The 23,923-nt window shown below is 61.1% G+C and carries 18 protein-coding genes and 1 pseudogene; 1 reads left to right on the forward strand and 18 read right to left on the reverse strand.

The window, feature by feature from the left end; genetic code table 11:
* Positions 1-437: 437 nt before the first annotated feature.
* The 6 genes from purU to glyA all read right to left on the reverse strand — a co-directional run bounded on the left by purU (position 438) and on the right by glyA (position 8,088).
* Positions 438-1,295: a formyltetrahydrofolate deformylase gene (gene purU / locus B2D37_RS10500; protein WP_079202629.1), complete on the reverse strand. Its 858-nt coding sequence runs from the start codon at positions 1,293-1,295 to the stop codon at positions 438-440.
* Positions 1,296-1,414: 119 nt separating this feature from the next.
* On the reverse strand, positions 1,415-2,044 hold the full coding sequence (locus B2D37_RS10505) for a sarcosine oxidase subunit gamma (RefSeq protein ID WP_079202630.1): 630 nt from the start codon (positions 2,042-2,044) through the stop codon (positions 1,415-1,417).
* Between the two features lie 86 nt (positions 2,045-2,130).
* Complete coding sequence (locus B2D37_RS10510; protein ID WP_079202631.1) at positions 2,131-5,148, reverse strand: sarcosine oxidase subunit alpha; 3,018 nt, start codon at positions 5,146-5,148, stop codon at positions 2,131-2,133.
* Positions 5,145-5,474, reverse strand: coding sequence for a sarcosine oxidase subunit delta (locus B2D37_RS10515; RefSeq protein ID WP_025163301.1), 330 nt, complete (start codon positions 5,472-5,474; stop codon positions 5,145-5,147). The genes B2D37_RS10510 and B2D37_RS10515 overlap by 4 nt, the downstream gene beginning before the upstream one ends.
* A 15-nt stretch (positions 5,475-5,489) precedes the next feature.
* Positions 5,490-6,740: a sarcosine oxidase subunit beta family protein gene (locus B2D37_RS10520; protein WP_079202632.1), complete on the reverse strand. Its 1,251-nt coding sequence runs from the start codon at positions 6,738-6,740 to the stop codon at positions 5,490-5,492.
* A 94-nt stretch (positions 6,741-6,834) separates the two neighbouring features.
* Positions 6,835-8,088 carry a serine hydroxymethyltransferase gene (gene glyA, locus B2D37_RS10525; protein WP_079202633.1) on the reverse strand — a complete coding sequence of 418 codons (1,254 nt, stop codon included), beginning with the start codon at positions 8,086-8,088 and terminating at the stop codon, positions 6,835-6,837.
* A 512-nt stretch (positions 8,089-8,600) separates the two neighbouring features.
* Here glyA and B2D37_RS10530 point away from each other — a divergent pair.
* Entirely contained in the window at positions 8,601-9,566 is a 966-nt protein-coding gene (locus tag B2D37_RS10530; RefSeq protein WP_256573200.1) for a GlxA family transcriptional regulator, read from the forward strand.
* Between the two features lie 182 nt (positions 9,567-9,748).
* Here the strand turns inward: B2D37_RS10530 and B2D37_RS10535 are convergent, their stop codons facing one another.
* The 12 genes and pseudogenes from B2D37_RS10535 to B2D37_RS10585 all read right to left on the reverse strand — a co-directional run bounded on the left by B2D37_RS10535 (position 9,749) and on the right by B2D37_RS10585 (position 23,752).
* A complete protein-coding gene (locus tag B2D37_RS10535; RefSeq protein ID WP_079202635.1) occupies positions 9,749-11,203 on the reverse strand; it encodes a sodium:solute symporter in 1,455 nt (484 codons plus the stop codon).
* Positions 11,204-11,411: 208 nt separating this feature from the next.
* The gene (locus B2D37_RS10540) at positions 11,412-13,004 is read right to left on the reverse strand and encodes a BCCT family transporter (RefSeq protein WP_218190384.1); all 1,593 of its coding nucleotides are present in this window, start codon (positions 13,002-13,004) and stop codon (positions 11,412-11,414) included.
* A gap of 138 nt (positions 13,005-13,142) precedes the next feature.
* Positions 13,143-13,928, reverse strand: coding sequence for a creatininase (locus tag B2D37_RS10545; protein ID WP_079202637.1), 786 nt, complete (start codon positions 13,926-13,928; stop codon positions 13,143-13,145).
* A gap of 328 nt (positions 13,929-14,256) precedes the next feature.
* A complete protein-coding gene (locus B2D37_RS10550; RefSeq protein ID WP_079202638.1) occupies positions 14,257-15,468 on the reverse strand; it encodes a M24 family metallopeptidase in 1,212 nt (403 codons plus the stop codon).
* A gap of 526 nt (positions 15,469-15,994) precedes the next feature.
* Entirely contained in the window at positions 15,995-17,083 is a 1,089-nt protein-coding gene (locus tag B2D37_RS10560; RefSeq protein ID WP_079202640.1) for an ABC transporter ATP-binding protein, read from the reverse strand.
* Between the two features lie 40 nt (positions 17,084-17,123).
* On the reverse strand, positions 17,124-17,921 hold the full coding sequence (locus B2D37_RS10565; protein WP_079202641.1) for an ABC transporter permease: 798 nt from the start codon (positions 17,919-17,921) through the stop codon (positions 17,124-17,126).
* Complete coding sequence (locus B2D37_RS10570; RefSeq protein ID WP_256573170.1) at positions 17,918-18,802, reverse strand: ABC transporter permease; 885 nt, start codon at positions 18,800-18,802, stop codon at positions 17,918-17,920. The genes B2D37_RS10565 and B2D37_RS10570 overlap by 4 nt, the downstream gene beginning before the upstream one ends.
* 68 nt (positions 18,803-18,870) lie before the next feature.
* Positions 18,871-19,998 carry an extracellular solute-binding protein gene (locus tag B2D37_RS10575; protein WP_079202642.1) on the reverse strand — a complete coding sequence of 376 codons (1,128 nt, stop codon included), beginning with the start codon at positions 19,996-19,998 and terminating at the stop codon, positions 18,871-18,873.
* 192 nt (positions 19,999-20,190) lie between these two features.
* Positions 20,191-20,466 (reverse strand): hypothetical protein, encoded by a 276-nt coding sequence (locus B2D37_RS23095; RefSeq protein WP_154067076.1) that lies wholly within the window; start codon positions 20,464-20,466, stop codon positions 20,191-20,193.
* A 313-nt stretch (positions 20,467-20,779) separates the two neighbouring features.
* Positions 20,780-20,956, reverse strand: a pseudogene (locus tag B2D37_RS23645) (IS1595 family transposase); the annotation flags it as partial.
* Between the two features lie 330 nt (positions 20,957-21,286).
* On the reverse strand, positions 21,287-22,294 hold the full coding sequence (locus B2D37_RS10580; protein ID WP_079202643.1) for a GlxA family transcriptional regulator: 1,008 nt from the start codon (positions 22,292-22,294) through the stop codon (positions 21,287-21,289).
* A 78-nt stretch (positions 22,295-22,372) separates the two neighbouring features.
* Positions 22,373-23,752 (reverse strand): L-serine ammonia-lyase, encoded by a 1,380-nt coding sequence (locus tag B2D37_RS10585; protein WP_079202644.1) that lies wholly within the window; start codon positions 23,750-23,752, stop codon positions 22,373-22,375.
* Positions 23,753-23,923: the final 171 nt, after the last annotated feature.

A 23,923-nucleotide genomic window follows, 5' to 3' on the forward strand; every position in this document is an offset into this window, starting at 1 on the left:
GACCCAGGCCGGGTGACAATGTTACTGCAGATACATTTTGGCCCCTCACCTGGATTTCATTGACCCAGTTCCGCGTCTCGTGAACCCTCGTTGAATTCGGTTTTTCGAAGTATTGGGCTGGGTCAGTCCAGCGTCGGTACTCGGCTCAAAAACACGTCGGCAACAACAGACATATCATCACGAACGGCTAAGCATGACCCTGGTAGGCATCACCGCCAAACAGAAGTTGGCCATGTCGGCCTGACCTCTACTTCTGGAAAGTACTGCAAATGGGGGCATTAGCATGTACCGACTATCTGACACCTGCTGAGTTACGTGGCCTTCGCGCATAGATCCTCTATAAACCGGGTAAATCTAACACCCTGACTGGAAGCGCACGGCAGCAGACAGTAAGCCATATACACACTGGTTTTATGGTGGTCGAACGTTGACTTCCTTTACAAAATCACTGTTCGGTTGTCATTCAGAAATACACGTCGTTCGAGGTGATAGCCGATCGCCTTGGCCAGGGTCATGCACTCGATATCGCGGCCTTTTGCTATCAAGTCTTCCGAATAATGGGCATGGTCCACCGCCTCCACGCCCTGGGCGATGATCGGCCCCTCGTCGAGGTCATTGTTGATGTAATGGGCGGTGGCGCCGACCAGCTTGACGCCCTTCTGGTACGCCTGGTGATAGGGCTTGGCGCCCTTGAAGCCGGGCAGCAGCGAGTGGTGGATATTGATCGCCCGGCCGTCCAGCTTGCGGCACAGTTCGGGTGAGAGCACCTGCATGTAGCGGGCGAGCACCACCAGTTCGGCGCAGCTGTCCTCGATCACCTGCAGCACCTTGCGCTCTTGCGCCGGCTTGTCGTTGGGGTCGAGGGGGAAGTGGTAATAGGGAATCTCGTGCCAGCGTGCCAGCGGTTCCAGATCGGGATGGTTGGACACCACCGCCACCACGTCCATGGCCAGGTGGCCGATGCGCTGGCGGTAGAGCAGGTCGTTCAGGCAATGGTCGGCCTTGCTCACCATCAGCACCACCTTGGCCCGGTAGCCCGGCGGGGTCAGTTCGGTGTGCATGTCGAAGGGCGACAGGCGCTCGTCGAGGCCGGCGCGAAAGGCCTGCTCGTCGAAGCCCTCGGCCACGCGGAACTCGACGCGGATGAAGAAGCGCGAGGACAGCCGGTCATCGAACGAATGGTGCTCGGTGACGTAGCAGTTCTGCTCGAACAGGAAGCGCGTCACCGCGTCCACGGTGCCGAGCACGCTCGGGCAGTGGGCGGTGAGAATCCAGGTATCGGGGGTGCGGCTCATGGTCAAGCTCCCGGTAATCGTTGCCAGTGCGGGCGTCTGTGGGAGGGGCTTTAGCCGCGAAAACAGTCGCGGCTAAAGCGGATCGCCGCCCGGCCTCTCCCACAGGATTGCTACTGCTGTCAGGCCTTGATCGCCAGGCCGAATTCAGCGCAGGCGTCTTGCAGCCACAGCCAGATGTAATCGGAGAAACTGCGGCGTACCAGCAGCTCCCAGGTCTCTTCGCCGCTGCGGCGAATCACCAGCTGGGTCTTGGCGAAGGTGGTGCCGACCGCCTTGCCCACCGGGAAGTTGCGCGGATGCACGTCATAGATCGACGACTTCATCAGCATCTCGCGGACTTTCGGCCCCGTCAGTTCGAGAATAGTCTGCCCACCGCTGACGTTGACCACCTGCAGGTGCTGGCCGGCCAGCGCTTCGCGCAGGCTCTTTTCGGCGGCGAACTCTTCGCCGCTCGGTACGATCAGCAGCCACTCGTCCGGGCCCAGCCATTGCAACGAGGTCTCACCCTTGACCACCAGGCCCAGTGCGCCCGGCAATTCCAGGCCGGTGGCCTTGTGCACGGCGCCGGCAAAGGCCGGGTCATGGCCATCGCCGCGCAGGGTCAGGTGACCCAGCAGTTTTCTCTCGCGCAGGTTGATGCCCGCGCTGCTCTTGCCCTTGCCTGCCAGCTCATGCAGGCCGGCGTGAAACAGCGGGGACTCGGCGTGCGCCGCATCGGGGCGCTGCTTGTAAACGTTTACTGTGCTCATGTTGTTCCGCCTGTCGTAGGTACGTCAGCGCTAATTCGTTGCTCGCCAGGCTCCAGCCTGCTGGGGCCTGGCGAGTGGTCGTGGTCTCAGACGTTCTGCTGCTCGCCTTTCGGGTCGAAGAACACCGACGGGACTATCTCGGCCTCGATCAGGCTGCCATCTGCCAGCGGCGCGAAAACCTTCTCGCCCATGCGCTTCAAGCCGCCTTTGACCAGGGCCAGGGCAAAGCTGTAACCCATGCTGGTGCTGTAGTAGCTGGAGGTCACGTGGCCGACCATGCTCATCGGAATCGCCTGCTTGGCGTCGAACACCAGCTGTGCGCCTTCCGGCAGCACCGCGCTGGTGTTGACCGGCTTGAGGCCGACCAGCTGCTTGCGGTCTGCCTTGGTGCAGTCTTCGCGGTTCATCCCGCGCCAGCCGATCCAGGAGAAAGGTTTGGTGCGACCGACACACCAGCCCATGTTGAGGTCGTCCGGGGTCACCGAGCCATCGGTCTCCTGACCGACGATGATGAAGCCCTTCTCGGCCCGCAGCACGTGCATGGTCTCGGTGCCGTACGGGGTCAGGTTGTACTTCTTGCCCGCCGCGACGATCTTTTCCAGCACGCCCATGGCGTAGTCGGCCTGCACGTTGACCTCAAACGACAGCTCACCGGTAAAGGAGATGCGGAACACCCGCGCCGGCACGCCGCCAACCTGGCCTTCCTTCCAGGTCATGAACGGGAAGGCGTCCTTGTCCAGGTCGATGTCGCTGACTTCGGCCAGCAGCTTGCGGCTGTTGGGGCCGGACAGGGTCATGGTCGCCCAGTGGTCGGTGACCGAGGTGAAGTACACCTTGAGGTCCGGCCACTCGGTCTGCTGGTAGATTTCCAGCCACTGCATGACGCGCGCGGCGCCGCCGGTGGTGGTGGTCATGACGAAGTGGTTATCGGCCATACAGGCGGTCACGCCGTCGTCGAAGACCATGCCGTCTTCCTTGCACATCAGGCCGTAACGGGCCTTGCCCACGTCCAGCTTGGTCCAGGCGTTGGTGTACACGCGGTTGAGGAACTCGCGCGCATCCGGGCCCTGGATGTCGATCTTGCCCAGGGTCGAGGCATCGAGCAGGCCGACGCTGTCGCGTACCGCCTTGCACTCGCGGCCGACGGCGGCGTGCATGTCTTCACCGGCCTTGGGGAAGTACCAGGGGCGCTTCCACTGACCGACGTCCTCGAACTCGGCGCCATTTTTCAGGTGCCAGCTGTGCAGCGCGGTGTAACGCACCGGGTCGAACAACGCACCGCAGTTACGCCCGGCCACGGCGCCGAAGGTCACCGGGGTGTAGTTCGGGCGGAACATGGTGGTGCCCATCTGCGGGATGCTGATGCCCATCGACCGCGCGGCAATCGCCAGACCGTTGATGTTGCCCAGCTTGCCCTGATCGGTACCGAAGCCCAGCGCGGTGTAGCGCTTGAGGTGCTCGACCGACTCGAAGCCCTCGCGGGTGGCCAGTTCGATACCGGCCGCGGTGACGTCGTTCTGCTGGTCGACGAACTGCTTCGGCGCCCGTGCGGTCGACTTCTCGTGCGGCACCTGAAACAGCGCGATGCTCGGCTCTTCGTGACGGCCGAAAACTTTCGGCAACTCGCCCGAGACCGGGGTAAAGCCCGCGTCGGCAGACGCCTTGGCGCCGGCTTCGAAGCCGTCGGCGAGCACTTCGCCGAGGGCGAACACGCCGTTCATGGCACCGGCGCAGACGCGCGCCTGGAAACCTTCACCCGGCACGAAACCGAGGATGTCTTCACGCCAGGTCGGCTTGCCGCCCAGGTGCGAGGCCAGGTGCACCACCGGGCTGTAACCGCCGGAGCTGGCGACCAGGTCGCACTCCAACCATTCGCCGGGGCTGGTGACTTTATGTGCCTGCGGATCGATCGCCGCGACGCGCGCCGCGCTGACGCGCTTGCTGCCACGCACTTCGATCACCGCACTGCCGGTCAGGACGCGCAGGCCCTTGGCCCGTGCTTCTTCGACCCAGGCACCCTTTGGGTTGGCACGGGCATCGGCGATGGCGACCACCTTGAACCCGGCTTCCAGACAGTCCAGCGCTACGCGGTAGGCGTAATCGTTGGTGGTCGACAGCACCAGCTGCTTACCCGGGGCCACGCCGTAACGGCGCACGTAGGTGGACACCGCGCCGGCCAGCATATTGCCGGGCACGTCGTTGTTGCCATACACCAGCGGACGCTCGTGGGCGCCGGCGGCCAGGACTACGCGCTTGGCACGCACCCGGTGCAGGCGCTGCCGCACCTCGCCCATCGGCGCGGCATCACCGAGGTGATCGGTGCGCCGTTCGTGGATGGTGAGGAAGTTGTGATCGTGATAGCCGTGCACGGTCGAGCGCGGCAACAGGGTGACTTCCGGCATCTTCTGCAGTTCGGCGAGGGCCTTGGCCACCCAATCGGCGGCCGGTTTGCCGTCGAGGCTTTCACGGCTGTCGAGCAGATGACCGCCGAACTCTTCCTGCTCGTCGGCCAGAATCACCCGTGCACCGCTACGCCCGGCAGCCAATGCGGCGGCCAGACCGGCGGCGCCGCCACCGACTACCAGTACGTCGCAGTGCTGGTTCAGGTAGTCGTAGCTGTCCGGATCGTTTTCCTTCGGCGCGCGACCCAGGCCAGCGGCCTTACGGATGTACTTCTCGTAGGTCAGCCAGAGGTTCTGCGGGTACATGAAGGTCTTGTAATAGAAGCCCGGCGGCATCATCTGCCCACCGACCTTGCCGAGAATGCCCATCAGGTCATTGTTGACGCTCGGCCAGCCGTTCACGCTGTTGGCCACCAGGCCGCTGTACAGGGCCTGCTGGGTGGCGCGCACGTTGGGGATCTGGGTGGCTTCGCTGGCGCCGATCTGCAGCACCGCGTTGGGCTCTTCGGCGCCGGCGGCGACGATGCCACGCGGACGCGAGTACTTGAAGCTACGACCGACGACGTCGACGCCGTTGGCCAGCAACGCGGCGGCCAAGGTGTCGCCGCTGAAACCCTGATAGCTCTCACCGTTGAAGGTGAAGGTCAAAGGCTGGTTGCGGTTGATCCGGCCACCTTTGCTCAGGCGATTGATCTGACTCATGCCTTTTCTCCTGCCGCACGGCTGGGCTGCTTCGCACTGTTCGGCTTAGCGGTCACGCTCGGCTTTTCGCCAATCTTGTAGGTTTCGAAAATTTCGTAGCTGATGGTGTCGCGCGTGGCATTGAAGTACTGCCGGCAACCGGCCGCGTGAATCCATAGCTCGTGGTGGATGCCGCGCGGGTTGTCGCGGAAGAACAGGTACTCGCCCCACTCCGCATCGGTGCAGGCATTCGGGTCCAGCGGGCGCGGGATGTGCGCCTGGCCGGCCGAGTGGAATTCCTCTTCGGAGCGCAGCTCGCCACAATGGGGACAGAAGATGTTCAGCATGTCGGATTTCTCCTGTTAGTGGGCGACGCCGGCAGCGCCGTGCTCGTCGATCAAGGCGCCGTTGTAGAAACGGTCCATGGCGAAGGGTTTGGCCAGTGCGTGCATCTCGCCTTTGGCCAGGCTGGCGGCGAATACGTGACCGGAACCCGGGGTGGCCTTGAAGCCGCCGGTCCCCCAACCGCAGTTGAAGAACAGGTTCGGCACCGGGGTCTTGCTGATGATCGGGCAGGCGTCCGGCGTGGTGTCGACGATGCCGCCCCACTGACGGTTCATGCGTACCCGCGAGAGCACCGGGAACAGCTCGACGATGGCCTGCAGGGTGTGCTCGATGGTCGGGTAGGAACCGCGCTGGCCGTAACCGACGTAGCCGTCGATACCGGCACCGATGACCAGGTCACCCTTGTCCGACTGGCTGATATAGCCGTGGACCGCGTTGGACATGATCACGCTGTCGATGATCGGCTTGATCGGCTCGGACACCAGCGCCTGCAGCGGGTGCGACTCGATCGGCAGGCGGAAACCGGCCTGCCTGGCCATGTGCCCGGAGTTACCGGCGGTGACCACACCGACGCGCTTGCCGCCGATGAAGCCCTTGTTGGTCTCCACGCCGATGCACACGCCGTTTTCCTTGCGAAAACCGGTCACTTCGGTCTGCTGGATCAGGTCGACGCCCAGGGCGTCGGCGGCACGCGCATAGCCCCAGGCCACGGCATCGTGACGGGCCACGCCGCCGCGCCGCTGCAGGGATGCACCCATCACCGGGTAACGGGTGTTCTTGCTGCAATCCATGTACGGGATCAGTTCCTCGACCTGCTTGGCATTGAGCACCTCGCCATCGATACCGTTGAGGCGGTTGGCGCCGACCCGGCGCTCGATGTCGCGCATGTCTTGCAGACTGTGACCGAGGTTGAACACGCCGCGCTGGGAGAACATCACGTTGTAGTTGATGTCCTGCGACAGGCCTTCCCACAACTTCATGGCGTGCTCGTAGAGGTGCGCCGATTCGTCCCACAGGTAGTTGGAACGCACGATGGTGGTGTTGCGCGCGGTGTTACCGCCGCCCAGCCAACCCTTCTCGATCACCGCGACGTTCTTCACGCCGAATTCTTTGGCCAGGTAGTAGGCCGTGGCCAGGCCATGGCCGCCGCCGCCGACGATGATCACGTCGTAGACCGGCTTGGGCGTCGGCGTGCGCCACATGCGCTGCCAGTTTTCGTGGTGACTGAAGGAGTGCTTGAGCAGGCCGAAGCCGGAATAACGTTGCATCAGTGGGTACTCCTGATACGTAAAAACTTAACCATGGATGGCCTGTTCAGTCGACGTAGGGGGCGGAAGCCACCCTACGATCCTGCTGACACGATCAACGATAGACGGGGTAGTCGGCGCACAGCCCTGCTGCCAGAGTAGCTACCTGGGCCTCGACGTCGGCATCGCCGAGGTGATCGAGGATGTCGCAGATCCAGCCGGCCAGCTCGGTGCTCTGCTGCTCCTTGAAGCCGCGGGTGGTGATGGCCGGGGTGCCGATGCGCAGGCCCGAGGTGACGAACGGCGACTGCGGGTCATTCGGTACGGAGTTCTTGTTCACGGTGATGCCGGCACGACCGAGGGCGGCGTCGGCGTCTTTGCCGGTCAGGCCCTGACGGATCAGGCTGACCAGGAACAGGTGGTTATCGGTACCGCCGGAGACCACGTCGAAACCACGGTCGATGAAGACCTTGGCCATCGCCTTGGCGTTCTTGATCACCTGCGCCTGATAGTCCTTGAAGCCAGGCTCCAGCGCTTCCTTGAAGCACACCGCCTTGCCGGCGATCACATGCATCAGCGGGCCGCCCTGGGCGCCGGGGAACACCGCCGAGTTGAGCTTCTTCTCGATTTCGGGATTGCTCTTGGCCAGGATCAGGCCACCACGCGGACCGCGCAGGGTCTTGTGGGTGGTGGTGGTGACCACATCGGCGTAGGGCAGCGGATTGGGGTACAGACCGGCGGCAACCAGACCGGCAACGTGGGCCATGTCGACGAACAGCAGGGCACCGACCTTGTCGGCGATGGCGCGAAAACGTGGGAAATCCAGGGTCTTGGAGTAGGCGCTGAAGCCGGCCACGATCATCTTCGGCTGGCACTCGACGGCCAGGCGCTCGACTTCGTCGTAATCGATCAAACCGGTGGTGGTGTCGATGCCGTACTGCACGGCGTTGTACAGCTTGCCGGAGGAGCTGACCTTGGAACCGTGGGTCAGGTGACCGCCATGGGCCAGGCTCATACCGAGGATGGTGTCGCCGGCATTGATCAGCGCCAGGTACACGGCGCTGTTGGCCGAGGAGCCGGAGTGCGGCTGGACGTTGGCGAAGTCGGCGCCGAACAGTTGCTTGGCGCGATCGATGGCCAGTTGCTCGACCACATCGACATGCTCGCAGCCACCGTAGTAACGCTTGCCCGGATAGCCTTCGGCGTACTTGTTGGTCAGGCCGCTGCCCTGGGCCTGCATCACGCGCTGGCTGGTGTAGTTTTCCGAGGCGATCAGCTCGATGTGATGCTCCTGACGGGCTTCTTCGGCGTCCATCGCCGCCAGCAGTTCGTCGTCGTAGCCCTTGATTTGGTCGTCTTTACTGAACATCTCGAATCTCCCTGCGACGGTATTGGGTCGCCTGTTGTTATTGATCAGAACGCACCTCCAACCCCACTCCCGTCTGGGAACCATCACCTGGCGCATCGCTTTGCGCATCGGCTGGAGAGGTAACGCCTGTTGCCGCAGATTGTGCGAAATGCACCTGGGCGCCGTTTGCTCATTTCCGACGTGAACGTGTTCAAACAGGTATGGCGCCGCGGCTGCTGACGAAAGCGGGATCACCAGGGCGAACCCGGCCGTTGTCGCGGTGACAGGTCAACCGCTTTGCGCCTGTGCCGCAGCAGCAGCGGACAATGCCCCGGGCCGATCAAAGCGCTCTGCAATGAGTGTAAGATTGCAGTTGGCGCAGGTGTTCCGCTGACGCCCATCAACAATAAAGCGCACAGTGCCCCTGCTGTCGGCCCATGGCCAGCCAGCAATCGGGAGCGGTTGCAGTGGAGGAGGAAAAAATGGCACAAGCATCGCCCCCCTTGGCACCGGCCGAGAGCCCGCCTGTCGCGATGCCGGCCCCGCGGGTGAAAACCTTTGGTTTCCTGCTGAGCCCCAACTTCACCACGATCGGCTTCGCCTGCGCGATCGAGACACTGCGCATGGCCAACATGGCCGCTAAACGCACCCTCTATCGAACCCTGTTGATCGCCGCCGACCATGAGCCAGTACGCGCCAGCAACGGCATGTGCGTGGTACCGGACCACTCCATCGCCGACGCCCCCGAGCTGGACGCCCTGTTCGTCGTCGGCGCCAACCCGATTCCGCTGAAGAACGACCGTAACCTGCTCGACTGGCTACGCAAACTGTCTGAGCACCATGTGCCACTGGGCGGCATCTGCACCGGCAGCCACCTGCTGGCCAGCGCGAATCTGCTCAAGGGTTACCGCTGCACCATCCACTGGGAAGACATCGAGCAGCTCAAGGACAAATTCCCCGGGATCATCATCTCCAATCAGCTGTTCGAGCTGGACCGCGACCGCTACACCTGCTCCGGCGGCACCGCCTCCATGGACATGACCTTGCAACTGATCGCGCGCGAACCGGACGGCGTGGAGATCGCCACCCATGCCGCCGAGCTGCTGCTCTGCGACCGCATGCGCGGCTCCCGCGAACAGCAGCGCGTGCCTTTGCGGCAGAAGCTGGGCAACGCTCAGCCGAAGCTGAGCCAGATAGTCGCGATCATGGAGGCCAACCTGGAGGAGCCGCTGGAGCTGGAAGAACTCGCCCAGCTCAACGAAATGTCGGTACGCCAACTGGAGCGACTGTTTCACAAATATCTAGAGCGCAAGCCAGGCCAGTACTACCTGGAACTGCGCCTAAACCGCGCGCGCGATTTGCTTCTGCGTAGCGATGCGCAAGTGCGCGACATCGCCCTGTCCTGTGGCTTTGCCTCGCCGGCCCACTTCTCCAAGTGTTACAGCCGGCTCTTTGGTCACTCGCCACGCGGTGAACGCAAGCAGAAAGTCCTGAGCTGAGCGCCCGCCCCCACAGCTCAAGGTCACACGCTGAAACGGCCCAGCAACTGATCCTGCTGTGCTACCTGCTCGACCATCACGTTGCATTGCCGAACTTGCCGCTGGGCGCCGGACGGCCATTCGCACAGCAAAGAGCCACGGACTCTCTCGAGTCCGTGGCTCTGTTTATCCGCTCAGACTGATTAGCCGCGTTGAACCGCTGGCATTCGAGTGCGCGTGAACACAGACACGGTCACATAGCAGAAGGACGAAGCCAGGCAGCCAATCAGCGGCCCTTCGACCCAACCGACATCGGTGGTCAACAGCAGACCACCGCTGGTGAAGAACCCAACCAACATCGCCACCAGGGCGCCGGTCACGTTGCCCTGCCAGAAGGTCGAGATGAACACCGGCCCAATCATCGCCGCCAGCAGGGTGCCGGAACCGAGAATGCCCAGCCAGGACAGCATGAACGGCGGTGCATACATCATCATCAGCAGGCCCAGCAGACCCAATGCCACCACCGCGATGCGGTTGATGGTCAGCGCGTGCGCCGAGTCCACTTGGGCATGCTTGTTCAACGCCAGGCGCAGGTCATGCGAAGTCGCCGAGGCCACGGTGTGCAGCATCGAGTTGGCGGTGGACTTCATGGCGAAGATGATGAACAGGGTGATCAGGCCTTGCAGCGCCGGATGCATGAAGGTCTGCAGGTACATCGGCATGGCATTGTCCGGGTCGGCCAGTTGCGGGCCGAAGGCGCGCATGTACAGGCCGACGATCGGGATCAGGCTGAGCAGCCCACCGAGAATTGCCACATACACACCGACCTTGTGCATCTTCACCTTGGGTTTAAACGCCAGGAAGCGAATCGCCATATACGGCAGCACCGCGGCGAACAGGAAGGCATAAGGCAGCACCAGGAACACCGAGCTCTTGCTGTTGCCATAAGGCGCCGCAGTGGTCGGGTTGAGCAGGTTGGTATCGATGCTATTGAGGTTGCTCTGCCACAGCCCCAGATCAACGCTGGTGAACATCTGGATCATGATCACAATCGCCGCCAATGCCATGCCGCAGACCATCACGGTGTCGGTCCAGGCCACTGCGGCCAGGCCGCCGAGCATGGTGTAGAGGATGATCACCGAGATCATCAGCCAGGCGCTGCTGGTCATCTCGATATTCAACCAGGAGGCACCGAGAATGCCGACCGCCTTGATCTGGCTGACCAGGAACACCATCAGCAGGATGATGGTCATTACCGCCGCCACGCCCTGCAACACACGCCCGCCGTTACCACCGCCATGAATCTGACCGATGTACTCGGGGATGGTGTTGCTGCCCATGGTCAGCGCGCGCTTCTGCATGTGATTGGCGAAGAACAGCACCGCGATCATCATCGCCGGAGCGAAGAAGAAGTTGCCCAGCACCTCGATGGCGCCGAACTCGTAAGCCACCGCCGGCGAGCCCATGAAGCCCCAGCCACTGAAGCCGGTGGCGACGATGGTACTGGCGCCGACAAAGGCACCGAGACTGCGCCCGGCGAGCAAAAAGCCACCTTCATCACTGTCTTTGACTTTGCGTGAGGAAAGGAAGCCGATCCCAATCATCACCCCGAAGGTAAGGATCAGCAGGCCCCAGTTGAATATTTCATAAAAGTCCATGGCGCTTACTCCGCCTGTCCGGCTTTTTCTTTGGCGGAACGGCACAGATAGGTTCCGGCCGCAGTCAGGAGCATGGCGAGGTTTAGCGAAATAAAGAGCGTGAGTACCCAGGAGGTCATGAGTTAAGCCTCTTAAATTGTTCTTGTAGGAGTTTTTTGACTGGTGACTGAGGGTGTGCCGGCCGCCCTAGCTGGCGGCCGGCGGTACTTCAAACTGAAGCCGGTGCCTCTGCCCGTACAGCGCCCAGTTCCACCGGCGCTTCTTCATGCAGCGCCTTGATCAAGCTCAGGCACATCAGCAGCATGATGAAAGAGAATGGCAAGGCACTGGCGATGGCCGCCGTCTGCAAGGTGGCCAAGGAAGCTGCGCCACCGACAACCAGCAGCACGCCGGCGACTACGCCCTGCATCCCGCCCCAAAATATCCGGTGACGCTTGGCTGGGTGGATAGCACCATGGGACATGATGGTGGTCAGTACCAAGGTCGCGGAGTCGGCCGAGGTGATGAAGTAGGTGGCCACCAGCAGGGTGCCCAACCACAGCGCCACGGTGCCAAGGCCGCCGAGGTTCATGGAGTCAACCGTCACGAAGAAGGCGCTGGCGACATCCTTGGTCACAGCCACGGAGATGCCTGCCTCGCCGAACAACTCGTTACTCACGGCGGTACCACCGAAGGCGGCGATCCAGATGAAGGTCAACACTGTGGGCACCAAGATCACGCCCAGAATGAACTCACGGATGGTGCGACCACGGGATACTCGTGCGATAAACACGCCGACAAAGGGCGCCCACGACAACCACCAGCCCCAATAGAACACGGTCCACCAGCCCTGCCAGCTGGACTTCCAACCTTCCCAGGCGGACGGATCCTGCTTGCTGGCGTCGGTCCAGAAGCTCATTTCGATGACGTTCGCCAGATAATCGCCCGTGGCATCGACCAGCGACATGATGATGTAGCGGCTCGGCCCCCAGATGAAGAAGAACACTATCAGGGCGATGGTCAATATGATGTTCAGCTCGCTGAGCTTCTTCACTCCGCGATTGACCCCGGACACCGCAGAGAACACCGCGACCGCCGTAATCACTGCGATCAACCCCAGCTGCACCAGCACCGAGCTTTCCACGCCGAGCAGGCGATTCAGACCGGCATTGATCTGCTGCGCACCCAAACCCAGCGAAGTGGCCACGCCAAAGATGGTCGCCATGATCGCCAAAATATCCACTGCATGCCCCCACGGGCCATCCATGGCGCGACCGAACAGAGGGCGCAAGGTAGAGCGGATGGTTAGCGGCAGGCCCTTGCGAAAGGCGGCATAAGCCAACGCCAGGGCGACGATGCAGTAGATCGACCAGGCATGCAGGCCCCAGTGGAAGAAGGTGATGCGCATCGCGGTTTCCGCCGCTTCAGCGCTCATGGCAGAGCTGCTGAAGGGGTTCCCCTGCATATGGAACATCGGCTCTGCGATACTCCAGAAGATCAGGCCGATACCCTGGCCTGCGGAAAACACCATGGCGAACCAGGAAAAGAAACCGAACTCTGGTCGTTCATCATCGCGTCCCAGACGGATGCGACCGAAGCGGCTAAAGGCCAACCAGCCGTTGAAGAAGAGAAACAACGCGGCGATCAGCACGTAATACCAGCTGAACGCATAGGTGATACCACTGCGCACTTGGTCGAACAGCGCAGCGGCTTGCTCCTGATACATCAGTAGACCCAGCATCACACCGGCGATCACCAACAGCGAACCCAGCGTTACCACCGGGTTCAGACCCTTGAGCCAGGTACTCTGGGAGATAGCCACACGTGATTCATGTGGCCCCCCTGCGAGAATTGACGCGGCAGGCAGCGCGCTCTGTTCCGTACTCATATTGTTAGCCTCTCGATCATTCTTATATTTGTCAGAATCATTGGGCAAAACACTGCATCACGCGGGCAGTGCTTAGGCGGGCGGGTTGAATACTTCCTCGACGGCGCTAGCAATACCCTCCACGCAAACTCGAAGAATCAACTCGCCCTTCTCGCGGCTGGCGCCGACAGCGGAAGACAAGGTGCCGGGGGCCGGCGTGCGTTCGGGAATAATGGGGAAGACGTCATAGGGCGGGAAGCTTGCTGGCGGGTGATCGACGACCCGCGCCATGTCGACTCGCTCAGGGTAGAGCGCCAACATAAGCGAGGTTTCAAATACCCCCCCATGCTCGATATCCCAGCCGAGAAAACCGTCGGGGTAGAGTTGTGCGATCACGTCTGGATCTTTGATGAAGTCCCAGTAGGACAGCACCACTACCCGGAAGTCGTTGATGCCTGCATAGCGCAGTTCGCGCAATGCCAGATCGATACCCTCGACGATGAACATCGAGTTCTCGTAGTGTCCGTTCATCAGCACCAGCCGGCGCACGCCGTGACGTGCCAATTCGCGAATGATGTCCAGAACGCTGTGGGTCAGTGTGGCCCCGTCCAGGCTGGTGGTACCGGGAAAGTGGTTGCCCCCACCGGACTTTTGCTGCGACTTGTAACCGTAATGCAAGGCTGGCAACACCAGCGCATCGATGCGCTGAGCCACCCGCTGGCTAACAGCCGTGGGCAGCAGCACATCCACGTCCATGCACATGTGATGGCCGTGCTGTTCAAGCGCGCCGACCGGCAGGAACAACACCCGCTCACCACCGGCAATCGAGGCTTCGTACTCCTTCCATGTGAGCTCGCCTACAAAGACACTTTTATTCATTGCTTCTGTCCTCTAACAAATCCGCCATTGTGCAGGATCGTTGCTGCGCCATCTGTCCGCCACAGAGATCAGGTCTCTGACCAAGGTGCGGAGGAAACTGAAGGAGTGCGACTGCCTCATCCGGCAGCATGGTATGCCAGGTAGATAGTATCGACGAACAACACCGCCGGCATGCGCGAGCGCATACGCCCCAAGGGCTGGAAGCGAATAGCCAGCGAAACAAATTGCCACCTGTATTCACGCTGTTGCCTCCTGGCTTGATGGCCTAGGTGCGAGACAATGGCCGCAGCGCAGCGGTGGTTCTCCCCCGCTACGCTGCGGTCTGGCATTACTTGCGAATGATGTTGTGCTCTGGGCCGTACGGGAACTTGGTGATGTTCTCCGCACCCTGCTCATTGACGATCAGGATGTCGTGCTCGCGGTAACCGCCCGCGCCCGGACGCCCTTCCGGCAGCATGATCATCGGCTCGATGGAAACCACCATGCCTGGCTCGAGCACTGTGTCGATGTCTTCACGCAGCTCCAGGCCGGCCTCGCGACCGTAGTAGTGGCTGAGGGTACCGAACGAGTGGCCGTAGCCGAAGGTGCGGTACTGCAGCAGGTCGTGCTGCAGGAAGATCTCGTTCAGCTCGAGGGCGATATCGCTGCAGCGCATGCCCGGCTTGATCAGCTTGAGACCGGCCTCGTGCACTTCGACGTTGACTTCCCACAGACGCAGGTGCTCGTCGGAGCAATGGTCGAGGAACAGGGTGCGTTCCAGCGCGGTGTAGTAGCCAGCGATCATCGGGAAGCAGTTCAGGCTGAGGATGTCGCCCTTGTTGACCTTGCGGCTGGTCACCGGGTTGTGCGCGCCGTCGGTGTTGATGCCGGACTGGAACCAGGTCCAGGTGTCCATCAGCTCGCCTTCGGGGAAGGTGCGCGCAATTTCACGAACCATCGCCTGAGTGGCGTGCAAGGCGACTTCGTATTCCGGCACTTGGTCACGCAGTGCTTCAATCACTGCTGCACCACCGATGTCGGCAATACGTGCGCCGTGACGAATGATGGTGTGCTCTTCGGCGGACTTGACCAGGCGCATCTTCATGCAAGGAGCGGCGACGTCGACCAGTTGGGCGGACGGATAGCGCGCAGCCAGCTTGTCGCGGTTCTGCAGGTTCAGGTGGTCGAACTCGATACCGATACGCCCGGCTTTAGGCGCAGCCTGCTGGATGGCGACGAAGAAGTTATCGCGCTGCCAGTCGGAGTAAACGATGTTGTCGGTGCCGACGGTACGGCGCCACGGCTGGCCACCGTCGATGTTGGCAGTGATGGTCACGACCGCGTCGTGGGTCACTACCACGGCATAGGGACGACCGAACGAGCAGTAGACGAAGTCGGTGTAATAGTTGACGTTGTGGTACGAGGTGAAGATCGCCGCATCAATATTTTCTGCGGCCATGTGGGCGCGCAGCTTGGCCTGGCGAGTGGCGTATTCCTGTGCCGAGAAAGTCGACTTAACTTTCTGGCCGTTTTGAATTCGGAGCGTTTGGGGCATTTGCATGGCGAGAACCCTTGTTGTTTTCCAGTGACTCGGCCCACCTGCTTGGTTAGCCGTTGGAATGCATTGCAACAGATGCACTCACCCCGTTTTTGTACGTTTCCGACCCGAAGTTGGTCATTTCCGCTCCCCCAGTCTGCCGCCTAAGTCGCCTGGGCGATCTGGCTGCCAGCGCCTACGGCACGCCAATACGCAAGGCCCATGAGGCCGCCAGCAATGCTCCACACCACAACGAAGAGCCGCGCCAGGAACTTGCTCAGCAACGACCAAGCGCGCCATAAGCAGGCAACGTACGGGGCGACGCCGCTGCAGTGGATGATGGTCCATGCAGTGGGCGTGCTCTCACGCACGCTGAAATCACCTCAAACGGGATAGCGCCAAACAAACAGCGCGGCGCCCAGCTTGCTGCGGCCGGCATGCCTTGCGGTTTAGCCTGGGCTCGTGCGGAGCCCGCCAGGAAGGACTCCGGAGTGGGCCTTAGTTAAACGTCAGACCGGCGAGGGGCTCTGGTCTGCGTGGCAGTCGATGCTCATTCACCCCGCAGGATCAGCGCACACTCGCCATCCCACTCGGCAAAAAGCTGCTGGCCACTGCGTATACCGAGCTGGTCGTAATCGGCGTGCATTTTCTGCACCTGCAGCTCGAGCCCACCCTCGGCCTCGAGATGGATGTTGACCATGGAGCCGATGAACTCCTCACCCACCACGGAACAAGCCAGTCGGTTGGGCCGGCTCGGCTGTGCGCAGAGGTCTACATGTTCGGCGCTCAGGCAAACAGTGACCTGATCGCCAGGGACAACCGTTTTGCCGTCCGGCAGCCGCGCCTGAAACTCGCCGTGCTCCGTGCTGAAACTAACCAGGCCCGCATCGTCGAAACCCGTGACGCTCCCGGTGAGGATGTTCTTACCGCCGACGAACTCGGCGACAAAGCGGTTGTGCGGCTCGCGGAAGACCTCCTGCGGCGAGCCGATCTGCTCGACCCGCCCCCGACTCATGATCACCACGCGATCGGCCATGGCGAAGGCTTCGGACTGACTGTGGGTGACGTAGACGAAGGTGATGCCAAGATCCTTCTGCAGCCCGGTCAGCACGCTCTGCATGCGCACGCTCAGGTTGGCATCGAGGGCGCTCAACGGCTCGTCGAGCAGCAGGATCGGTGGTTCGGTAACCAGCGAACGGGCCAGCGCTACGCGTTGCTTCTGGCCGCCGGAGAGCTGGCTAATGTCGCGCTCGGCGAACTCTTCCAGGTCCAGCCGCCCGAGCCAATGCAACGCCTTCTTGCGCCGCTCGGCCTTGGCCATGCCGCGCATCTTCAGGCCGAACTCGACGTTCTCGACCACGTTGAGAAACGGGAACAGCGCCAGGTTCTGCCAGACCAGCGGAGTCTCCCGCTCCCAGGAGTAGAGGTCATTGATCCGCTCGCCCTTCAGGCGTATCTCGCCATCGCTCGGCTTTTCCAGGCCCGCGAGCATGCGCAGCGTCGTCGTCTTGCCACAGCCGCTGGAGCCCATGATCGCGACAAACTCGCCCTCGTAGATCTCCAGATTCATGCATTCGACGGCTTGGAAGCTGCCGAAGTGCTTGACCACGTTGTCAAATACCACCAGCGGTTGAGTCATGGCTGAAATCCTTCGGATTCGGGTGTTTGGCGGGAGGCGGTCAGGCGTCCGTCGGCTTCTGCCGGCGCATCAGCAACAGCTGGGCGACGACCACCAGGGTCATGGTGGTGATGAAGACGATAGTGCCGATCGCGTTGATGGTCGGGCTCACCTGCCCTTGCAATGTGTTGAGGATGCGCACTGGCACCGTCTCATTGAGCCCCGAGACGAACCAGGCGACGGCGAACTCATCGAAGGAAACGGCCATGGTCACGAACAGCGCGGAGAAGATGCTCGGTGCTGCGAACGGCAGGATCACATGGCGCATGGCCTTCCATTGACTGGCGCCGAGGTTCCACGCCGCCGCCTCGATGTTTGCGTCCATCTGCGCCAAGCGCATGCGGATGACCGCCATGGCGAACGGCGTACACATCACGATGTGACTGATCATTACCGAATGCAGATCACCGGAGAGGCCGACCCGCGACAAGAATGCCAGCATCGCCAGCCCCATGATCACCACTGGAATGGTCGGCGGCAGCAGCGCCAGCGCCATGTAGAGTGACTTGCCGAAGAAGTGATAGCGGAAATCGGTATAGGCCGCCGTGAACCCCAGCAGGGTCGACACCAACGACACCACCACCCCCACAATCAGGCTGTTCCTGAACGCCTCCCACACCGATGGATCGGCGGCGATGGCCTCGTACCAGCGCAGACTGAAGCCACCCAATGGCAAGGACGGAAAACGGTCGACGTTGAACGAAAAGACAAAGCTGCCGGCGATCGGCGTAAAGATGAAGATGAACACCAGCACGACGTAACTGCGCAGCAAGAAGTTGATCAGACGATGCTCGTTCATGCGCGTCTCCGGTAGGCGAAGCCGATCGAAGCGAAGGCCGTGATCAGCAGCGTCACAATCATCATCGTGGCGATCACCGCCGCGCGTGGCCATTGCTGTCCTGACTTGGTGGTGTCGGTAATCAGCGTGCTCAAGGTCGGCGGCTGGCCACCGCCCAGGTAGAGCGGGCTGACGAAGTCACCGAAGGTCAGGATGAAGCAGAACAGCGCCGCGACGACGATACCGATCCGCGCCGACGGCACCACCACCTGGAACACCGTTCGCACGCGCCCACAGCCGAGGTTGTGCGCCGCCTCGATCAACGAGCGGTCGATGTACATCAGACTGAACAACTGCAGCAGCACCACCAGCGGCAGGCACAGTGTGAAGTAGCCGACATAAGTGCCGAACGTGGAGTTCAGCATCGGAAACGGCCCCAGCCCGAGCTGGCCGAACGCCGCGTTAAGGATGCCGTTGTCGCTAAGGAATACCTGCCATGAATAGGTGCGCACCAGGTAGCTGGTGAAGAACGGCGTGACCAGCAGCAGCACGATCAGTTGCTTGAGCGATTCGCGGAACTTGAAGGCGATCGTATAGGCGCAGGGGAAGGCCACCAAGCTCACCAGCACAGTGGCCCCCGCCGCCATGCCGAGCGTGTGTAGATAGGCGTCCCAGAAGAACCCACGACTGAGCATGTAGCTCCAGTTCAGCCACTCGAACGTCGGCACCATCCGATAGTTGCGCACGATCCAGAAGCTGATCGCCACCAGGAACGCCAGTGGAAAGACGAAGAAAATCAGCTGCCAGACCAGGATCGGCATCGACAGACTGAGGCCGTACCAGGGCAGGCGGAAGGTTTTCTTGCCGACACCGGCTGGCATGAGCGGCTTCGCGCCGCTCATGCCAGAAGCGCCTGGCGTCGGGTCATGTCTATTGCTTGAAGCCATTACGACCACCCCGCCGCTTATCGTCAGGCACCCTTGTATTCCGACCAGAAGTCGTTCCACTGCTCCAGGCTCTGCTGAATCGGGAGCTCGCGGTACTGGATGCGACCGTCGCGGATATCATCCATGACGTTGCGCTGGCCGAGCACCATACTCTGGCGCTGAGCTTCGACGGGATCGACCTTATTCAGCAGTTCCCAGCCCTTCTTGCTCGGAATCAGCGCAGGGTAGGCGACCATCTTCGCCGACTTGACCTGGCCTTCCGGCGCAGTGATGTACTGGATGAACTTCTTCGCCAGCTCGGGACTGTGCGCGTTCTTGGCAATGCAGTAGGACTCGGTCCATTGCAATCCACCCTCCTCTGGCACCACCGTCTTAACCGGCGCGCCGGAACGCTGCAGGACACCGGTGATCCAGTCGCCGATGCCGCACATCGCATGGATCTGACCGTTCTTCAGCGATGAGAAGGTGCCGCCGTAATCGAAGAAACCGCCGATCTGCGGACGCAGGCTCATGATTTTCTCCTGGACGGCCTGCCAGTGCGCCTCATTGATATCGTACGGACGCGAATTGCCGTTGAGCAGGCTGATCTGCCCCAGGTTCGGCAGGTGCCAGTCGAAATGTCCGACCTTGCCCTTGAGGCTTTCATCCCAGAACACGTCATAACTGCGCACCTTGGCCTCGGAAACCAGCTGGGTGTTGTAGGCGATGCCGAGAAAGCCAAAACGGATCAGTACTGAGTACAGTTCGCCGTCCTGCCAGTGCCCGGGAAATTTCTGGAATTCGGGGAAGAAGTCGTCGAAAGGGTAATCGGCGGGGTCGAGCCGCTCGATGTAGTCGCCGGCGTTGAGTTGCTGCACGTATTCGGCGTCGGACAGAATCAGGTCAAAGGTGCCAGGCGGGGACTGCGAAATCAGTCCCAGCATGTTGTCGCCGCCCGTATAGTACTTGGCCTTTACCTTGACCCCGAACTGGCGCTCGAAGTCGCCGACGATATCCTGCTCGGCGTGTCCGGCCCATGCCAGGATGACCAGTTCTTTTTCCGTTGCGGCAAAGCTTCTCAAGGGCAAGACGCCAGCCAGGGCCGCGCTACTCGCCAGGATACCGGTGGTTTTCAGAAACGTCCGTCGTGAAAGGTCGATGCGATTTTTCATTATTGTCTCTCCTCGGTGATGGAAAGGTGCTTCTGTCCTTCTAGCTCTGCCACTTGCTTGCTCCACCACGCCACGACTTAAAACCAAGACGCTGGAGCGCCGGCGCGGATGAAATCGAACAGCCCCTATTTACCGCCCAAGGTTCGGATGCCGTGGCGCAGGCCAGCTGCAACCTCATGTTCTGAGTCGGCTCTACTCGACGGAACGCAACACGCGTTCATCCCAACATACGGATAGTGTTTCCTCAGGACAGCCTGGGGGCGCCGTACGCACGGCCGTAGCCGCAGAAGCAATACCGAAATCGCTGCAATAGGTGGCATTGAGGTGAGAGGGAAAGATCGCCGCATCAATATTTTCTGCCGCAGCGTGGGCGCACAGCGTGACTTGGCGAGCGGCGTATTCCTGGGCCGAAAACGTCGAATTGATTTTCTGGCTGCTCTGAATCCGAAGCGTCTTGGACATGTGCATGGCGAGAATTCTTATAGTTTTATCGTGACTCGGCACACTGATTTGGCAGGTGGCTGAAATCATTCGAACAGATGCCGGCACTCAACTTTTGTACAGTTCCGACCCGAAGATGGCCATACGCGACCACAAAACTGTCACCCAAAACGCCTGACCGTCCTTTCTGCCAGCCTTCAAACCGCACACGCTGGGGGACTTGCGCAAGCCGCTGAGAGTCTCGAATTTACTCAACAGTACGCGCCGCCCATAACTTACAGGCGCTCGAGCAACCGCTCGTGAAAACCGCCCACGGGCACCGAATCAGACGCAAAAAAGGCTATGTCTGCGTTAATGGTTGAAAGTGCTGTTCAATCCCCAGTGCGACAGCGATAGCCATGTTGCGCGACGGGTGCTCGGCATGCCGCTCCAGCCAGCGCCGCCAGCCGAGATAGTTCTCCAGGTACTTCGTGGCGACACCATGAAACCGCACCATCCCGGTTTTCAGGCAACCGTCCTAGATGTCGTAACGTTTCGTGCAAGTATCGAGCTTTGGCAATTTTGGCTACCTCACCCCGCTACGTCGCCTAATCCGCTTGCTGGGGGACGCCGTCTTCGTCAGGCCAGCATTTTGCCTTCGGCTTCCTTCAGACTCGCAGTAGCCCGCGCACGCCCTGCGTTCAGCTAACACTTCCCTTTGTCGAGGGTGTGGAGGACTTTCACCGCCAAGTCATCCAGCTCACCACCACAGTGAGCCAGACAGCGGCATGCCTGGCGCACCAAAAAAAGTCCGCACATGCGGCTGGCATGTGCGGACCTAAACAATGCTGCAGAGAGGGATGCAGGATCAGTGCATGGCCAGACGACAGCGCGGGGACTTGCTCCGGCGCTCGTGGCTCGGCGCAACGCCGAAGTGCTCGTGGTAGCACTTGGAAAAGTGCGACGCGGTAACAAAACCACAGCCCAAGGCGACATCGACTACCGGCAAAGCCGTCTGCTTGAGCATCTGCCGAGCCAGAATTAGGCGCAGCTTCAAGTAGTAGCGCGACGGCGAGCAGCGCATGTACTGGCAAAACAGCCGTTCAAGCTGTCGTCTCGACAACTCAATAAAACCAGCCAACTGATCCAGCTCGATGGGCTCCTGAAGATTAGCCTCCATCAGCGTTATCACTTCCTGCAACTTCGGCGGGGTACTTTCCAGCATGTGCAGGAATGATGCATGGCCTAGCGTCGGCTCACTACGAACTTGCTCAAGGACCAACGTCTCACTGATCGCACCAACCAAGGCCGGACCGTGGCTGCGGCCAATAAGTTGCAGCATCATCTCCAGCCCTGCTCCGCTACTCGCCGCGGTATAGCGGTCGCGATCGAGGGCAAACTGTTGCGAACTAAGCAATACCTTGGGAAAAGCCTCGCGCATGTCGACCTTTAGCTCCCAGCTCGTAGAGCACTCATAGCCGTTCAGAAGTCCTGCATTAGCCAATGCCCAACTGCCGGATCCTAATGCTCCCAGATGCACTCCGCGCGCAGCCTGATTCTGCAACAGGCGAATTTGTTCTGGACTACAAGCGCACGGGCCTACATCACCGCCACAAATAATCAAGGCATCCAACTCCAACTCAGCATTGGCGACGCCATCCGGGGATACCAGCATACCGTTACTCGCACGCACTGGACGGCCGTCCGCAGTCAGGGTTTGCCAGCGATAGAGGCTCCGCCCAGAAAACTGATTGGCACGCCGCAAAGGCTCCAACACAGTAGCCAGCGCAATAAAACTGAAATTGTCGGCCAGCAAGAAGCCAATCGCTTCCAAAGTAACCTCTGCGGGCTGTTTCAACACTTCGAAACTGGACATGCTCACCTCTACTAGCCGGCAATGATCCGGCAGCGGGATATCAATTGATACGATCTGGACTGGACTAGATGGCTCGACTCAACACTCGATGGCGCTGACCGCCAGGCCACCGCGCGAGGTTTCCTTGTATTTGTCGTGCATATCGGCGCCAGTGTCGCGCATGGTGCGGATCACCCGGTCGAGCGAGATAAAGTGCTGACCGTCGCCGCGCAAGGCCAACTGCGCTGCGTTGATCGCCTTCACCGCGGCGATCGCATTACGCTCGATGCACGGCACCTGAACCAGCCCGCCAACCGGATCGCAGGTCAATCCGAGGTTGTGCTCCAGGCCGATCTCGGCGGCGTTTTCCAGCTGTTCCGGAGTGGCACCGAGAATCTCCGCCAGGCCGGCCGCCGCCATCGCGCAGGCCGAACCAACCTCGCCCTGGCAGCCGACTTCGGCGCCGGAGATCGAAGCGTTCTTCTTGCACAGGATGCCAACAGCCGCCGCGGCCAACAGGTAATCGACCACATCGGCTTCGCTTACCGCCGGGCTGAAGCGCACGTAATAATGCAGCACCGCCGGAATGATGCCGGCCGCGCCGTTAGTTGGCGCGGTGACCATGCGCCCACCAGCGGCGTTCTCCTCGTTGACCGCCAAGGCAAACAGGTTGACCCACTCCATGCCGCTGAGGGTCGAGCCGATCACGTTGGGCTTGCTCATTTCCTGCAGGCTGCGGTGCAGCTTGGCGGCGCGGCGCTTGACGTTGAGCCCGCCAGGCAGAATGCCCTCGTGCTTGAGACCCTGTTCGACACAGTCGCGCATGGCTTGCCACAGGCGCATCAGGCCGCTGCGGATCTGCGCCTCACTGCGCCAGGCCTTCTCGTTGGCCATCATCAATTCGGACACACGCAGGCCATGCTCCTTGCACAGGCGCAGCAATTCGTCGCCACTGGAGAAGTCGTAAGGCAACAGGGTGTGATCCTGGTCCAGCTGACCGGTGGCCGCCTGTTCGGCATCGACCACAAAACCGCCGCCGACCGAATAATAGGTGCCGCTGCTCAGCTCGCTGCCGTCGGCCGCGAAGGCCGTCAGGGTCATGGCATTCGGGTGGTAGGGCAGGTTTTCTTCGAGCAGCAACATGTCGCGCTGCCAGTCGAAGGCAATCGGTAAACGGCCATCCAGCTGCAAGGTGCCACTGCTGCGCAGTGCTTCAATGCGCGGGGCAATGTCCGCCGGGTCGATCTGGTCCGGCCAGTCGCCCATCAGGCCCATGATCACCGCGGTGTCGCTGCCGTGACCGATGCCGGTAGCCGACAACGAGCCATACAGGCGCACTTCCACGCGTTGCACCCGCTCAAGCTGGTGACGCTCACGCAGCGCCCCAGTGAACAGCGCGGCAGCGCGCATGGGGCCGACGGTATGCGAGCTGGAAGGCCCGATACCGATCTTGAACAAGTCGAACACACTGATAGCCACTACGGCCTCCTCATCTGACTAAGCGCAGGAGTTGGGCGCTTGCTGAGGAGAATTGTCTGCCGACGACACCGGCTAAAATTGTCTAACTTCGACCCGAAAGTGTTCAAAGTCACTGTTCATTAAAAACAGCCACTGTAGTGGTCAACTGTAACCGCTCCATAAGTCCCGACT

The sequence above is a fragment of the Pseudomonas sp. CC6-YY-74 genome (assembly GCF_002025205.1).
Lineage (GTDB): Bacteria > Pseudomonadota > Gammaproteobacteria > Pseudomonadales > Pseudomonadaceae > Aquipseudomonas > Aquipseudomonas paeninsulae.

Excerpts from the sequence above, each read along its gene's own strand:
- purU (WP_079202629.1), bottom strand. The coding sequence starts at position 1,295 with ATGAGCCGCACCCCCGATACCTGGATTCTCACCGCCCACTGCCCGAGC.
- B2D37_RS10505 (WP_079202630.1), bottom strand. The coding sequence starts at position 2,044 with ATGAGCACAGTAAACGTTTACAAGCAGCGCCCCGATGCGGCGCACGCC.
- B2D37_RS10510 (WP_079202631.1), bottom strand. The coding sequence starts at position 5,148 with ATGAGTCAGATCAATCGCCTGAGCAAAGGTGGCCGGATCAACCGCAAC.
- B2D37_RS10515 (WP_025163301.1), bottom strand. The coding sequence starts at position 5,474 with ATGCTGAACATCTTCTGTCCCCATTGTGGCGAGCTGCGCTCCGAAGAG.
- B2D37_RS10520 (WP_079202632.1), bottom strand. The coding sequence starts at position 6,740 with ATGCAACGTTATTCCGGCTTCGGCCTGCTCAAGCACTCCTTCAGTCAC.
- glyA (WP_079202633.1), bottom strand. The coding sequence starts at position 8,088 with ATGTTCAGTAAAGACGACCAAATCAAGGGCTACGACGACGAACTGCTG.
- B2D37_RS10530 (WP_256573200.1), top strand. The coding sequence starts at position 8,601 with ATGCCGGCCCCGCGGGTGAAAACCTTTGGTTTCCTGCTGAGCCCCAAC.
- B2D37_RS10535 (WP_079202635.1), bottom strand. The coding sequence starts at position 11,203 with ATGGACTTTTATGAAATATTCAACTGGGGCCTGCTGATCCTTACCTTC.
- B2D37_RS10545 (WP_079202637.1), bottom strand. The coding sequence starts at position 13,928 with ATGAATAAAAGTGTCTTTGTAGGCGAGCTCACATGGAAGGAGTACGAA.
- B2D37_RS10550 (WP_079202638.1), bottom strand. The coding sequence starts at position 15,468 with ATGCAAATGCCCCAAACGCTCCGAATTCAAAACGGCCAGAAAGTTAAG.
- B2D37_RS10560 (WP_079202640.1), bottom strand. The coding sequence starts at position 17,083 with ATGACTCAACCGCTGGTGGTATTTGACAACGTGGTCAAGCACTTCGGC.
- B2D37_RS10565 (WP_079202641.1), bottom strand. The coding sequence starts at position 17,921 with ATGAACGAGCATCGTCTGATCAACTTCTTGCTGCGCAGTTACGTCGTG.
- B2D37_RS10570 (WP_256573170.1), bottom strand. The coding sequence starts at position 18,802 with ATGAGCGGCGCGAAGCCGCTCATGCCAGCCGGTGTCGGCAAGAAAACC.
- B2D37_RS10575 (WP_079202642.1), bottom strand. The coding sequence starts at position 19,998 with ATGAAAAATCGCATCGACCTTTCACGACGGACGTTTCTGAAAACCACC.
- B2D37_RS23095 (WP_154067076.1), bottom strand. The coding sequence starts at position 20,466 with ATGCACATGTCCAAGACGCTTCGGATTCAGAGCAGCCAGAAAATCAAT.
- B2D37_RS10580 (WP_079202643.1), bottom strand. The coding sequence starts at position 22,294 with ATGTCCAGTTTCGAAGTGTTGAAACAGCCCGCAGAGGTTACTTTGGAA.